The 13,420-nt window shown below is 72.5% G+C and carries 12 protein-coding genes; 10 read left to right on the top strand and 2 right to left on the bottom strand.

Annotated features, from left to right (window positions below):
• Positions 1-48: 48 nt before the first annotated feature.
• Complete coding sequence (gene dapE / locus ACY34M_RS16185; protein WP_462717074.1) at positions 49-1,182, top strand: succinyl-diaminopimelate desuccinylase; 1,134 nt, start codon at positions 49-51, stop codon at positions 1,180-1,182.
• Here the strand turns inward: dapE and ACY34M_RS16180 are convergent.
• Positions 1,171-2,748, bottom strand: a complete 1,578-nt coding sequence (locus ACY34M_RS16180; protein ID WP_462717075.1) for a PucR family transcriptional regulator — start codon at positions 2,746-2,748, stop codon at positions 1,171-1,173. The two genes, dapE and ACY34M_RS16180, sit on opposite strands and share 12 nt — an antisense overlap.
• A 116-nt stretch (positions 2,749-2,864) precedes the next feature.
• Between ACY34M_RS16180 and ACY34M_RS16175 the strand changes: the two genes are divergently transcribed.
• The 6 genes from ACY34M_RS16175 (at position 2,865) to ACY34M_RS16150 (ending at position 8,801) form a co-directional block, all read left to right on the top strand.
• Positions 2,865-3,656, top strand: a complete 792-nt coding sequence (locus ACY34M_RS16175; protein WP_462717076.1) for a chorismate synthase — start codon at positions 2,865-2,867, stop codon at positions 3,654-3,656.
• Positions 3,653-4,759: an o-succinylbenzoate synthase gene (menC, locus tag ACY34M_RS16170; RefSeq protein WP_462717077.1), complete on the top strand. Its 1,107-nt coding sequence runs from the start codon at positions 3,653-3,655 to the stop codon at positions 4,757-4,759. The genes ACY34M_RS16175 and menC overlap by 4 nt, the downstream gene beginning before the upstream one ends.
• Positions 4,760-4,909: 150 nt before the next feature.
• The gene (locus ACY34M_RS16165; protein WP_462717078.1) at positions 4,910-5,557 is read left to right on the top strand and encodes a class I SAM-dependent DNA methyltransferase; all 648 of its coding nucleotides are present in this window, start codon (positions 4,910-4,912) and stop codon (positions 5,555-5,557) included.
• Between the two features lie 110 nt (positions 5,558-5,667).
• A complete protein-coding gene (locus tag ACY34M_RS16160; protein ID WP_462717079.1) occupies positions 5,668-6,804 on the top strand; it encodes an FAD-dependent oxidoreductase in 1,137 nt (378 codons plus the stop codon).
• A 97-nt stretch (positions 6,805-6,901) separates the two neighbouring features.
• Positions 6,902-7,315: a VOC family protein gene (locus tag ACY34M_RS16155; RefSeq protein WP_462717080.1), complete on the top strand. Its 414-nt coding sequence runs from the start codon at positions 6,902-6,904 to the stop codon at positions 7,313-7,315.
• Between the two features lie 313 nt (positions 7,316-7,628).
• Entirely contained in the window at positions 7,629-8,801 is a 1,173-nt protein-coding gene (locus ACY34M_RS16150; protein WP_462717081.1) for a TetR/AcrR family transcriptional regulator, read from the top strand.
• Between the two features lie 31 nt (positions 8,802-8,832).
• Here ACY34M_RS16150 and ACY34M_RS16145 read toward each other — a convergent pair whose 3' ends face one another.
• On the bottom strand, positions 8,833-10,041 hold the full coding sequence (locus ACY34M_RS16145; protein WP_462717082.1) for an oxygenase MpaB family protein: 1,209 nt from the start codon (positions 10,039-10,041) through the stop codon (positions 8,833-8,835).
• 230 nt (positions 10,042-10,271) lie between these two features.
• Here ACY34M_RS16145 and ACY34M_RS16140 point away from each other — a divergent pair, with 230 nt between their 5' ends.
• The 3 genes from ACY34M_RS16140 to ACY34M_RS16130 are packed head-to-tail and all read left to right on the top strand — an operon-like array spanning position 10,272 to position 13,407.
• Positions 10,272-11,864, top strand: a complete 1,593-nt coding sequence (locus ACY34M_RS16140; protein WP_462717083.1) for a succinic semialdehyde dehydrogenase — start codon at positions 10,272-10,274, stop codon at positions 11,862-11,864.
• Positions 11,861-12,343, top strand: a complete 483-nt coding sequence (locus tag ACY34M_RS16135) for a DUF4334 domain-containing protein (protein ID WP_462717084.1) — start codon at positions 11,861-11,863, stop codon at positions 12,341-12,343. Before ACY34M_RS16140 ends, ACY34M_RS16135 begins: the two co-directional genes overlap by 4 nt.
• On the top strand, positions 12,340-13,407 hold the full coding sequence (locus tag ACY34M_RS16130) for an NAD(P)-dependent alcohol dehydrogenase (RefSeq protein WP_462717085.1): 1,068 nt from the start codon (positions 12,340-12,342) through the stop codon (positions 13,405-13,407). The genes ACY34M_RS16135 and ACY34M_RS16130 overlap by 4 nt, the downstream gene beginning before the upstream one ends.
• Positions 13,408-13,420: the final 13 nt, after the last annotated feature.

Genomic DNA, 13,420 nt, shown 5'->3' with positions numbered 1-13,420 from the left:
GGGGTGTTGGCCGATGTCACAACCCGCTGCCGGGGCGGCCGTCCGAGCATGGTGGGCGCACCCCGCGGACACCCCGCGCCGCAGACGCGAAGGAGATCAGCCGTGCCCCTCGACCTCGCCGCCGACGTCGTCGCACTCACCGAGGCACTGGTCGACATGCCCTCCGAGAGCGGCGCCGAGGGGCCGCTCGCCGACGCCGTGGAGGAGGCGCTGCGCGCGCTGCCGGGCCTGGCCGTGGAGCGCGTCGGCAACTCCGTCGTCGCCCGCACCGACGCGGGACACCCCGAGCGCGTCGTCGTCGCGGGACACCTCGACACCGTCCCGGAGGCGGGCAACCTCCCGGCGCGCCGCGAGGGCGAGCGGCTGTACGGGCTCGGCGCCTGCGACATGAAGGGCGGCGTCGCCGTCGCCCTCAAGCTGGCCGCCGCCGTGGCGGGCCGCCCGCTGAACCGCGAGGTGACCTTCGCCTTCTACGAGTGCGAGGAGACCGTCGGCGACCGCAACGGTCTCGCGGTGATCGCCGCCCGCAGGCCCGAACTGCTCGAAGGCGACCTGGCGTTGCTCCTCGAACCCTCCGACGGCGGCGTGGAGGCCGGCTGCCAGGGCTTCCTCCTCGCCGACATCGTCGTGCCGGGACAGCGGGCACACACCGCCCGCGCCTGGATGGGCAGCAACGCCGCACACCTCGCGGGCGACGTCCTCACCCGGCTGCACGCGCACGTCCCGGAGCGGATCACGATCGACGGCCTGGAGTACCGCGAGGGCCTCAACGCCGTCGCCGTACGCGCCGGGGTGTCCTCCAACGTCGTCCCCGACGAGTGCGTGGTCACCGTCAACCTCCGCTTCGCGCCCAGCCGTTCGCCCGAACAGGCACAGGCGTACCTGCGCGGGCTCTTCCCGGAGTACGAGGTGCGGATCAGGGAGGCCGAGCCGGGCGCGCTGCCGGGCCTCGACCGGCCCACGGCGGCCGGTCTCGTGCGGGCCCTGGGCGTCGCACCGCGGCCGAAGCTGGGCTGGACCGACGTGGCACGCTTCGCGTCGCTCGGCGTACCGGCGCTGAACTGCGGCCCCGGCGACCCGCAACTGGCTCATACGCCGAGCGAGTTCGTACCGATGGGAGAGGTGCGGGCGTGCGAGGAGCGGCTGCGCGGCTGGCTCCTCGACCGGGACTCAGCCTCGTAGCCCCGCCAACGTACGCAACTGCACCCACAGCACGAGCCGCTGGTCCGGATCGTCGAGGTCGATGCCGAGCTGCTGCTGGGCCTTGCGCAGCCGGTAGCGGCAGGTGTTGGGGTGCACGACCAGCTTCTCCGCCGCCCGCCCGGCGTCGCAGCCCGCGTCCAGCCAGCTGATGAGCGTGCGGGCGTACTCCGTGCCGTACGCGGCGTCGTGCGCGAGGACGTCCCGCCAGGGACCCGCGGCCTGGTCCCTGCGGTCGGCCAGGAACTCACCGAGCACGAGCAGCGAGGTCTGCGCCCGCACCTGCCCGGCGTCCGCCACCTGCCCGGCCCCGAGCACCCGCAGCACCAGATCGGCGTCGGCGCGCGAGTCCCGGACCCCGCCGACGCCCGCCACCGCGTGCCCGAGCCCGGCCCGCACGGAGATCCGCAGCGCCTCCTCGGCGCGGCGCACGATGTCCTCCGCGATCCGCAGATGCCGGTCGGCCGCGTGGTCGGCGGCGCCGACCACCGGAAGCAGTGCGTACACCACCCCGTCGAGCAGGACGCAGGCGTGCTGCCCGTACCGGGTCTGGCACTGCAGCCGTACGAGGTCGAGCAGGCGCAGCGCCGCCTGCCCGCCGTCCTGCGCGGTCGCCGCGCCCGCGAGCGCGAACGCCGCGACCCGCACCGGGGCGTCGGGCGCGAGGCCGAGGCGGTGCGCGGCGGCGCCCGGTTCGATGGAACCGTCGAGGAGGCGGCGCAGCAGGTCGCTGCTCAGGTGCCGGGCCAGCTCGTCGGCGGCCCGCGCCCGCAGCAGCAGCATCGCGGCGGCCGAGGCGCCCTGACGCAGCGCGTCCGCGGCGTCGGCGGCCAGGTCCCCAGCGTCCACCGCCCAGATCGAGCCGAGCAGTTCGCCGCCCGCGCGCACGGTGGCGGCCAGTCGGGGCAGCTCGTCGGCGGTCACTCCGGGAAGCCTCAGCGGGCCCTCGGCGGCGTACAGCAGGCGGTAGTCCTCGTCGTTCTCGGGGCTGCCGGGGACCTGGCGGCCGAGAATGCCCTGCCGCCGGGTCTCGTCGACCTGCTGGCCCGCGATCGTGGAGTACGCGAGGATCTGCCGGCCGAGGTCCTCCACGGCGATCGCCCCGCCGACGGCCGCCGCGACCGCGTTGGCCAGGGCGAACAGATCGCCGGGCAGTGCGTCCTCGCCCAGCGGCGCGGTGCGTGCCCCGTGCGCGCCGACGACGGACGACAGTAGCTGGAACACCTGGTGCCAGGCGGCGTCCCGGTCCGTCCCGAGCAGCGCGGCCCCCGCCGCCTCGGCGTCGGCCGCCGCCCCCGCCCCGTCGCCGCGCACCACCACGCCCGCCATCCCCGCTCGACCGGCGGCCCGCACCAGCGGCCCCGCCTCGTCCGCCCGCACGCCCACCGCGAGGAGCAGGGCGCCCGGCGCCCGCTCCGGCAGCGGGGCGTGCGGATCGTGCAGCAGCACCTCGGTCACGGGGACGGTCAGTCCGTGCGGGGCCTGGAAGAGACGCAGCGTGGAGCCGCCGAGGGCGTCGAGGAGGTTTCCCAGCGTGCAGGTGTCCATGGGTGAACCTTTCGCCGACGGCGGGAGCGGGGGGTTGGCCGATCGCAACAGGCTAGACGCCGATGATTGGCCTCCTCCACAAGCCCCTCCCCGGCGCCCGCCCCGAGACTCGTGCCATGAACGATCTGACGACCTCGACCGTCGACGACGTGGCAGGGCTGCGGGCGGTGGCCGACTTCCTCGCCGACGTGTGGCAGATGCCCCGCTCCGCGCCGCCCTTCCACACCGACGTGCTGCACAGCGTCGCCCACGCGGGCGGCGCCGTGCACGCCGCCCGCGTGGGCGACGACGTGGTCGGCGCGTCGGTGGCGGTGTTCGGCCCGCCGGCCGAGCGGGACGTGTACTCGCTCGCCGCCGCGGCCGCCGTCTCCGACCGCGGCACCGGACACGCCGTCAAGCAGGCCCAGCGGGTCTGGGCCCTTGAGCGCGGCGCCCGCACCATGCGCTGGACCTTCGACCCGCTCGTCGCCAGGAACGCCCGCTTCAACCTGGTGAAGCTGGGCGCGGTCGCCAGCGAGTACCAGGTCGACTTCTACGGGCCGATGGACGACGGCATCAACAACGGCGACGAGACCGACCGCCTCACCGCCCTGTGGGACCTGACGGCCGACGCCCCGTACGCCCCCGACCCCGTGGCGGGCCGCGCCGAGGCCGCCGTGCTCGCCAAGGCCCCCGACGGCGGTCCGCTCGCCGCACGCGACGACGACCGGGTGTGGTGCCGCGTGCCCGAGGACGTCGTCGCCCTGCGCGCCACCGACCCGGACACGGCGCTGCGCTGGCGGCACGCCGTGCGGGAGGTCTTCACCTCGGCGTACGCGGAGGGCCTGCGCGCGACCGCGATGTCCCGCGACGGCTGGTATCTGCTCACCCACCCGACCGCCCCCACCGCCCCGGAGGACCAGGCATGAAGATCGAGCGCGTAGAACTCCTGCACATCGCGATTCCGCTGGTCAAGCCGTTCCGTACGTCGTTCGGCAGCGTCGACACCAAGGACGCCTTCCTGCTGCACGTGGTGACCGACGAGGCCGAGGGCTGGTCGGAGTTCGCCGGCGACCCCGATCCGCTGTACTGCTCCGAGTTCATCGCCGGCGCCGAGATCGTCATCCGGGACTTCCTGCTGCCCCGCGTCAAGGCGCTTCCCGAGCCGCGGGCCGCCGCGGCCGGGGCGGCGATGGAGCCGGTCAAGGGCAACGAGCTGGCCAAGGCCGCCCTCGAGACGGCGCTGCTCGACGCGGAACTGCGCGCCCACCACATGCCGTTGGCCACCTACCTCGGCTCGGCCACCGGGCAGCGGGTGCCCGCCGGTGTCTCCGTCGGCATCAAGAACTCCATCCCCGACCTCCTCGACGACGTGGAGGAGTATCTGGCCGAGGGGTACGTCCGCATCAAGCTGAAGATCGAGCCGGGCTGGGACCTCGAGCCGCTGCGCGCGGTGCGCGAGCGCTTCGGCGACGCGCTGCCCCTCCAGGTGGACGCCAACACCGCGTACACCCTCGCCGACGCCGAACGCCTGCGAAAGCTCGACGAGTTCGGGCTGCTGCTCATCGAGGAGCCGCTCACCGAGAACGACCTGCGCGCCCACGCCCGGCTCCAGCAGCGCATCAGCACGCCCGTCTGCCTGGACGAGTCGATCCACAGCGCGCGGGACGCCGCCACGGCCATCGCCATGGAGGCCTGCCGGATCATCAACGTCAAGCCCGCCCGCGTCGGCGGCTACCTGGAGGCCCGCCGCATCCACGACGTGGCCGTCGCCAACGGTGTGCCGGTGTGGTGCGGCGGCATGCTGGAGACGGGCATCGGCCGGGCCCCCAACCTGGCGCTCGCCGCGCTCCCCGGCTTCACCCTGCCCGGCGACACCTCCGCCTCCAGCCGCTACTACGCCGAGGACATCACCGAACCGTTCGTGCTCGACAAGGACGGCTGCCTCTCGGTGCCCACGGGGCCCGGCATCGGCATCGAACCGCTGCCTGACACCCTGGCGCGCTTCACCACCGCCACTCACCGGCTGTAACCGGCCCCATCGGCTGTAACCGGCCAGTCGGTACCCGGTCATGTTCGTCGGACGACTTCCCGGGTAGCGGCCCGAACGTCGCCACCGGAGGGCCCGCCCGCACTGGGCCCCACTGTGGGCGTCAACTGTCCGGCAACAAGGGAGACTTGGGTGTCAGAGAGTCAAGATCGGATAAAGCGGGCGCACCGTCTCGACGGGATCCCCGACCGCATCGACACGTACTACGGCGACTGGGCGGCCTCGTACGACGAGGACCTCCGGATCACCGACTACCGCGGGCCCGGCGAGATCGGCGAGCTGTTCGGCGCCATGGCGGACGACCATCCGAGTGCGATAGGGGCCGGGTCCGTGGTCCTCGACGGGGGGTGCGGGACCGGCCTCGTCGGATCGGTGCTCACGCGGCGCGGTGTCACCGTGATCGACGGGTTCGACCTCAGCGAGGGCATGGTGGCCGAGGCCCGCAAGACGGGCATCTACCGCTCGCTCACCGCGGGCGTGGACATGAACAAGGGCCTGGTGGAGTTCGCGGAGAACACCTACGACGTCAGCGTCTCGTGCGGCGTGTTCACCCTGGGCCATGTGCCTCCGACGGCCCTTCGCGGGCTGCTGCGTGTCACGAAGCCCGGCGGCCTCGTCCTGGTGAGCACCTTCTCGAAGTACCTCCAGGGCACGGACTTCGTGGAGTACGTGCAGGGGCAGGTGGACGACGGCGCCGTCAAGGTCGTCGAGCGGCGGCGCGACGTGCCGTACACCGCTGAGGGCCCCGCGGACTACTGGGCGCTCGAAGTACTGCGCTGACGGATCGGTCCCCTCCGGGCGCGGCCCGGAGGGGACCGCTGTCGGTGGGCTGTCGGCGGCGGTCGGTGGTCTGTAGGCGCCCTGTCGCCGGGCGCGGCGAGATTGTGGTCATGACTTCCTCGACGACACCTTCCGCGACCACCACCGTCACGATCGTCGGCGCCGGCCTCGGCGGCCTCACGCTCGCCCGCGTCCTGCACCTGCACGGCATACCGGCGACCGTCTACGAGGGCGAGTCCTCGCCGATGGCACGCGCCCAGGGCGGACTGCTCGACATCCACGACTACAACGGCCAACTCGCCGTCGAGGCCGCGGGCCTGATGGACGAGTTCCGCGCGATCGTGCTGGAGGGCCACCAGGCGATGCGGGTCCTCGACCCGGACGGCACCGTCCTGTTCGAGGAGGACGACGACGGGACGGGCGGCCGCCCCGAGGTCTACCGCGGCGAGCTGCGCCAGATCCTGCTCGACTCCCTCCCGGCCGGCACCGTCCGGTGGGGTCACAAGGTCACCGGCGTCCGCGCGCTCGGCGAAGGCCGCCACGAGGTGACCTTCGCGGACGGCACACAGGTCGACACCGGCCTGCTGGTCGGCGCCGACGGAGCCTGGTCACGGGTCCGGCCGCTGCTCACCTCCGCCACCCCCGAGTACTCCGGCAAATCGGTCGTCGAGACCTACCTGTACGACGCCGACACCCGGCATCCGGCCACGGCGAAGGCGGTCGGCGGCGGGATGATGATCTCGATGAAGCCGGGCCGCGAGCTGTTCGCGCACCGCGAGCGGGGCGGCACCCTGCACGCCTACGTGGGTCTCGAAGAGCCGCGGGAGTGGTTCGACGCCCTCGACTTCACCGATGCCGCCGCGGTCACCGAGCGGCTCGCACGCGAGTTCCACGTCTGGACGCCGGAGCTGGCCGCGCTGATCACCGAGGCGGACGGCACGCCGGTCCTGCGTCCGCTGTACGGGCTGCCGGCCGACCAGCACTGGGACCGCGTCCCCGGCGTCACCCTGCTGGGCGACGCCGCCCACCTCGCGCCCCCGAACGGCGAGGGCGCCAACCTGGCGATGCTCGACGGAGCCGGCCTCGGCCGGGCCCTGGCCGAGCACCCCGGCGACGTCGAGGCCGCGCTGACGGCGTACGAGCGGGAGATGTTCGTCCGCACCGCCGAGACGCAGGGTGCCGACGCCGACGACCACGACCTGGCGGCGATGATCGCCGAGCTGAACCGCCAGAGGCGGGCCGCCTGAGCCGGTCGGCCGGTCTTCCCGGTGCGGGGGCGCGGCCGACGTCGAATAATGCGGAAGTCCGAGCACTCCACGCGAATCATCCGGAAAGGAACGTGCTGTGGCTTCTCGCCTCAACCCCTACATCGCCTTCAACGGGGACGCCCGCCAGGCCATGGAGTTCTACAAAGAGGTGTTCGGCGGCGAACTCGCCCTGAACACCTTCGGGGAGGCCGGTGGCGGCGGTGCGCCCGCCGACTTCGCCGACAAGATCATGCACGCCCTCCTGGAGACCCCGGACGGCTTCACGATCATGGGCTCGGACACCCCGCCGGGCATGGACCACACGGCGGGCACCAACATCTCGGTCAGCGTCAGTGGCGACGATGCCGCGGCGCTGCGTGGCTACTGGGAGGGGCTGTCCGCGAGCGGGACGGTCGCCGTGCCGCTGGAGAAGCAGATGTGGGGCGACGAGTTCGGCATGTGCACGGACCGCTTCGGCGTCAACTGGATGGTCAACATCAGCGGCCAGTGAGCCGGAGGCGGCCCGCCCGGCACGGTTCAGGGGGCGCTGAACCGTGCCGGGCAGTCAGGGGCGCGGCACGTGCCGACGCACGTGCGGCAGCAGTTGAGTGAACCGTGCATCCACCACCATCGGTCCGATCTTGACCACCTGTTGACCGCTCGTGAGCGGAAGCTTTCCGCAACGGTGAGTACCGCTTGGTGAGCGCTTGAGGACATCCGCGTCCGGCACCGGCAGTTGGACCCGGATTCATGTGTCGGGGCTTGTGATTGACTGGCCGCATGGCCCCGCTCCTGTCACCGTCCCCGCACCCGTCGGCCCGTTCATGACGGCGGAGCCCATGGCGGCCACGCGCCCCCGCAACCGCAGGCAGCTCATCGTCGAGGCGGCCGGCCGTCTCTTCAGCGAGCGCGGCTACCACGCGGCGTCCATGGAGGAGATCGCCGCCCAGGTGGGCATCACCGCGGCGGCCCTGTACCGGCACTTCCCCAACAAGTACGCACTGTTCTCCGAGTGCGCGCACGCCATGGTGGACGGGCTCGTCGCCACGCTCGACGCGCTGCCGCCCGAGGCGGACACGGCGGAGCTGCTCACCGCCCTGATCCGGATCACCGTCAAGCGCCGCGCCGAGGGTGGCGTGTACCGGTGGGAGGCCCGCTATCTCAACCGGGAGGACCGCAGGCTGCTGCGGGGGAAGTTCGCGCGCCTCGTCGGGCGCGTCACCGAGGCGGTGCGCCGTGAATACCCCGCAGGCCGCGAGGAGTTGCGGGTCGTGGCGGCGCTCGGCGCGGTCGGCTCCATCACGATGCACCGCACGTCCATCGCCCAGCGCCGCGCCGAGGAACTGCTGCTGACGTGCGCGCTGCGGGTCGTCGAGGCGGACCCTGCGCCCGGCCCGCAGGCCGCGGGCGGGGAGCGCCCCGTCGAACTCCCGGTCCTCCCCGTGGCGCGCTCGCGGCGCGCGGAGATCCTCGCGGCGGCCGTCCCGCTGTTCGCGCGGGACGGATTCGCCCAGGTCACCAACGGCCAGATCGCGGAGGCCGTGGGCCTGGCCCCGTCCGCGCTGTACCGGCACTATCCGGGGAAGGTCGACATCCTGGCGGCGGCCTGCCTGCAGGCGGCGGGGCTGCTGGCCCAGGCGGTGGAGCAGAACCTGCACGGGACGACCGGCCCGCACGAGGCGCTGTCGGCGCTCGCGGCGACGTACGTGGCCTACAGCTTCGAGCACACCGCGCTGACGAGCGTCGCCGAGGCCGAGTTCGTCGGCCTGCCCGCCGAGTTGCAGCGCCCCCTGGTGCTGGCGCAGCGTGAGCACATCGCCGTGTGGGAGCAGCAGTTGCGCCTTGCACGGCCCGAGTTGGACCCGCGGCAGGCCCGCGTCCTTGTGCACGCCGCGTTCGGCGTCGTGGTCGAGGCCGGGCGGAGCATGCGGTGGCGGGACGGCGCCGAGCAGCGGGGCACCGTGGCCGGGCTCGTCGTGCGGGCGCTGGGGCTCTGAGCGGTGAGCCCCGGCGCCCGCACGGGCCTTGTCAGTCCTGCCGGTTGTGCGTCGGGATCACGATCGGCGTGGTCTGCCCGGAGGCGCCCTTGTTCAGGAACGCCATGGCCAGCGCGCGGATGAACTGGTCGAACATGTAGAACGCGCTGGGTGCGACGGGGTTCAGCCCCTCACGGAAGAGGATGAAGGCGGGCCACACCGTGCGGATCAGCGTCGCCGACGCGTAGTCGCGCTTGAGCCCCAGCCAGTCGCCGATCTCGTTGCTGAGGACGTAGCGCACGAACTCGTTGAGGAACCCGCGCGTGACGCCCAGGTCGATCTGGGCGGTCAGCCCGAGCAGGTCCTCGGCCAGCTCGATGCCCTCGGTGGTGGGGGAGAGGATCGGCGTGAGGACCTGCGCCGACTGCTTGTCCGCCTCGTCCCACGACTTGGGGATGTACTCCGTGCGCACACCGAGCAGGTGCAGGGCGACCTGCCAGCTGTGCAGGAACGCCTCCTGGTCCTCGGCCCCGAACGGCACCTTCCACTCCAGCAGCTTCCTGCGCACGAACGTGCCGAGGCTGTGGAACGTGACCAGGATGTCGGCGTTGCTGATCGGGATCTTCTGATCCGCGACCGCCGACCAGTGCGGCGACTGCGGCAGCATGTGCCGCACCGCTGCGTGCACCATGCGCGTCTTGTTCGCGGTGACGATGAACTGGCCCTCGGGCTCCAGGCCCTTCAGCTGCGCCAGGTCGTAGCCGAACGTGAAGGTCTTGGCCGCGCGGTCCTGCATGTCCGCGCCGCCGGCCGACCAGTAGACGCTCTTCGCCTCACGCGGGATCACGGTGCTCATGATCCCGCTGCCGAGTCCGTACAGCAGGAACAGGTAGGTGTCCTTGCGCCGGTTGAAGTCGGCGGCGCGCGCCAGCTTCTTCGGATCCGCCCAGCTCGGCAGCTTGTTGACGCCTTGCAGGTACGTCGTGAGCTCGGGGGGCAGTCCGCTGGGCAGTGGGTCGTTGTTGTTGACCCAGGGCTCCATGGCCTTGTTGACCGCCGGGACCTGACCACTGGTGATGATCTTGGCCATCAGCGGGTCGATCTCGTCGTCCCACACGTACTCGGGGTCGGTGCCCGCGCCGGCTCCCGCGACCGAGCCCGTCGGCGACCAGGCCCAGGCGTTGGTGGCGGTGCCCGTCGCGCCGACGAGCCCGAGTGCGGCGCCGAGCGACAGGACACTTCTGCGGCTCAGATTTGTCATTGACTTACTCGCTTTCCTGGTTGGCCAGGCGGTTCAACAGGCCAGCTTGTGCAGGCCGTTGGCGTTTCCGCCACGCTTCAAATCTTGTTCCAGGATGTGATTTCTGATTAACATAGCGAGGCGCGCAGTCATCGACAAGAGAGTCGGCAAGAGTGCCGACAGAGTGTCGGAGTGACCGGTGCGCATCGGACCCCGACACGGGCCCGGTCCCGTACGAGCGAGGAGCCCGCATGACCACGGAACAGGCCCGACCCGCCTGGGTGACCGAGGAGTTGATCGCGCGGTGGTGCGGGTGGGTGCGCCGGGACGCGAAACGTGCGGAGGCGGAGAGCCCCGAGCCGCTGACCGCGGTGGCCCCCTTCGACCTGACGCCGACCGCCACCGTCCCGACGTGCACGCCGGACGACGCGGCGGAGGCGGTGACGGGCGCCCGGGCCGCCCAGACGTCCTGGGCGGGGACACCGCCGAAGCGCCGCGCCGAGGCCGTGCTCGCCTTCCACGACCTGCTCCTCGCACGCCAGGACCAGGCGCTCGACCTCATCCAGTGGGAGACCGGCAAGGCCCGCTACCACGCCTGGATGGAGGTGGCCCAGGTCGCGACGATCGCCCGCCACTACGCCCGGCGCGGCCGTCACTACCTCGCCGACCGCCGGGTGCGCGGGATGGTGCCCGGCGCGACCAGGGTCAGGGAGGTGCGGGCGCCCAAGGGCGTGATCGGCATCATCTCGCCCTGGAACTACCCCCTCTACCTCGGCGTCGGGGACGTCCTGCCCGCCCTCCTCGCGGGCAACGCCGTGGTCTCCAAGGCGGATTCGCAGACGGCGCTGACCCTGCTGTGGACGCGGGACCTGATGGGGCAGGCTGGTCTGCCGGCCGACCTGTGGCAGATCGTCACCGGGCCGGGATCCGTGGTGGGCACGGCCCTGGTCGAGGCCGTCGACTACGTCTGCTTCACCGGCTCGACCGGCACCGGACGCACCGTCGGCGAGCGCGCGGGCCGCCGCCTGGTCGGCGCCTCCCTCGAACTCGGCGGCAAGAACCCGCTGATCGTGCGCGCGGACGCCGACATCAAGGCCGCGGCCGCCGGCGCGGTCACCGCGGCCTTCGCCAACACGGGCCAGATGTGCATCCACATCGAGCGCGTCTACGTGCACGAGTCGATCTACGCCGCCTACCGCGACGAACTCGTCCGCGCGACCAAGGCCCTGCGCCTCGGGCGGCCCTACGACTACTCGGCGGACATCGGCTCCCTCACGTCCACGGCCCAGCTCGCCTCCGTCGAGGAGCACGTCGACAGCGCGGTGGCCAAGGGCGCGACCGTCCTCGCGGGCGGCAGGAAGCGCCCCGACATCGGCCCGCTCTTCTACGAACCCACCGTCCTCGAAGGTGTCACGCCCGAGATGGCCGTGTGCGCGCAGGAAACGTTCGGCCCGGTCGTCTCGCTCTACCCCTACGCCTCCGACGACGAGGCGGTCGACCTCGCCAACCAGGGCACCTACGGTCTCTCGGCGTCGATCTGGTCGAAGGACACCCGCGCCGCGGCCCGGCTGGCGGGCCGGATCCGGGCCGGATCGGTCAACATCAACGACGGCGCCGCCGCGGCGGCAGGCAGCATCGAGGCCGGGATGGGCGGCATGGGCGACAGCGGCCTCGGCCGCCGCCACGGCGCCGAGGGAATCCGCAAGTACACCGAGAGCCGGACCATCGCGACCCAGCGGCTGCTGCCGCTCGGACCGACCACACCCGAGGAGAGTTCGGTGAAGGCCTTCATCCGCCGCACGAACGGCCAACTGGCCCTGATGCGCCGACTGGGGGTGCGATGAGCACGGTGAACGAACGCTGGCAGGCACTGCGCACGGCGGACGGACCGCTGGACCCGGCCGAACTCGACGCCCTGTGGGCCGATCTGGAGACGCTCGACGCCTCGGAGCTCCTCGGCTCCTGGCGCGGCTTCGCCTTCCTGACCGGCCACCCCATCGAAAAGGTGCTCGCCGCGAGCCGCTGGCACGGAAAGCGCTTCGACGCGCTCGACGACGCCAAACCGCTGATCTGCCGCGCCGAGGACGGCGCCCTCTATTCGGACACCACGTCGGGCCGCGGCGAGGCCAGCGTGTGGAACGTGGAGTTCCGCGGCGAGGTGACCGCCACCATGGTCTACGACGGCATGCCCGTCCTCGACCACTTCAAGCGGGTCGACGAGGACACGCTGATGGGCGTGATGAACGGCAAGCCGGGCGTCGTACTCGCGGACGGGCGGCACTTCTACTTCGGCCTGGAACGCGAAACCCCGGACCACGCATGACCGGACCACACAGGAAGACGTCGGTTCTGCTTTCACGCGGCGCCGCGCCCAGTGAACTCGTCGAGGCCGAACTCGACGATCCCCGGCCGCACGAGGTGCTCGTCCGTATCGAGGCGGTCGGCGTCTGCCACACCGACCTCGCCACCCGCAAGGCGCTCGGCGACCGCCCGGCGGTGCTCGGCCACGAGGGCTGCGGTGTGGTGGAGCGGCTCGGGTCGGAGGTCGACACCCTGGAGGTGGGGGAGCGGGTCGTGCTCTCGTTCGCGCACTGCGGCCGCTGTGGCCAGTGCCGGTCGGGACATCCGGCCTACTGCGACCTCGCGACCACCCTCAACAACTCCGGACGACGCCCCGACGGCACCCCGACGATCCGTGTCGGCGGCGCCCCGGTGTTCGGCTCCTTCTTCGGGCAGTCGTCCTTCGCCACGGCCGCGCTCGCCGACGCCCGCTCCTGCGTGCCGGTCGGCGACGTACCGCCGTGGGTCGCCGCCCCGCTCGGCTGCGGATTCCTGACCGGGGCGGGCGCGGTCCTCAACGTCCTGCGACCGGGTCCTGGCGACCGGCTCCTGGTGGTCGGCGCGGGCGCCGTCGGTACCGCGGCCGTGCTGACCGCCCTGTCCGAGGGCGCGGAGGTCGTGGTGGCGGAGCCGGTCGCCGCGCGCCGCGACCTCGCGGTCCGCTTCGGAGCGACCGCGGTCGCCTCACTGGACGACCCGCTCCCGTCGGTGACCCACGCCCTCGACACCACCGGCCGCCCGGAACAGCTGACCCGCGCCCTCGCCCTGCTCCGGCCGCGCGGCGCGCTCGCCGTGGTCGGCCTCGGCCCCGCCAGGGCCGAGATCGACGTGCGGGACCTGATGCTGCGGGGGATCCAACTCCGTGGCTGCGTCGAGGGAGACGCGGAACCCTCGCAGCTCGTGCCGGAACTGCTGGGGCGTTACGAGAAGGGAAGGCTGCCGCTGGACGAGCTGGTGACGACGTACGGTCTCGGGGAGTTCGACCGGGCGGTGGCGGACCAGCGGGGCGGGCGGACGCTGAAGGCGGTGCTGCTGCCGGGGAATTGACGGCGGCCCGGCA

The sequence above is a fragment of the Streptomyces sp. EDA2-14 genome (assembly GCF_054963755.1).
The sequence above is the reverse complement of the archived record's forward strand: the minus strand, read 5'-3'. Positions and strand labels throughout refer to the sequence as shown.